The following is a 500-nucleotide window of genomic DNA, read 5'->3' as shown; positions in this document are numbered from 1 at the left end:
CGCGGCGAGATCCTGGAGCTGAAGTCGACCATCAACACCATGGTGGATCAGCTCAACTCCTTCGCCGGCGAGGTGACGCGTGTGGCCCGCGAGGTGGGCACGGAAGGCAAGCTCGGAGGCCAGGCCCAGGTGCGCGGGGTCGGCGGCGTCTGGAAGGACCTCACCGACAACGTGAACATGATGGCGGCGAACTTGACCGGTCAGGTGCGTAACATCGCCGAAGTCACCACCGCAGTGGCGAACGGCGACCTGTCCAAGAAGATCACCGTCGCGGTCGAGGGCGAAATTCTCGAGCTGAAATCGACCATCAACACCATGGTGGATCAGCTGAACTCCTTCGCGGGCGAGGTGACGCGTGTGGCCCGCGAGGTGGGCACGGAAGGAAAGCTCGGCGGCCAGGCCCAGGTGCGTGGGGTCGGCGGCGTGTGGAAGGACCTGACCGACAACGTGAACATGATGGCGGCCAACCTGACCGGCCAAGTCCGCAACATCGCGGAAGT

The 500-nt window shown here is 64.6% G+C and carries 1 protein-coding gene; it reads left to right on the top strand.

Annotation, left to right across the window (positions count from 1 at the left end; genetic code table 11):
* Positions 1 to 500: HAMP domain-containing protein (locus tag KBI52_RS00885; RefSeq protein WP_210804789.1), on the top strand; the 500-nt coding region annotated here is incomplete at both ends.

The organism is Microvirga sp. HBU67558, from assembly GCF_018069605.1.
Lineage (GTDB): Bacteria > Pseudomonadota > Alphaproteobacteria > Rhizobiales > Beijerinckiaceae > Microvirga > Microvirga terrae.
This window is presented reverse-complemented; position numbering and strand designations above follow the sequence as displayed.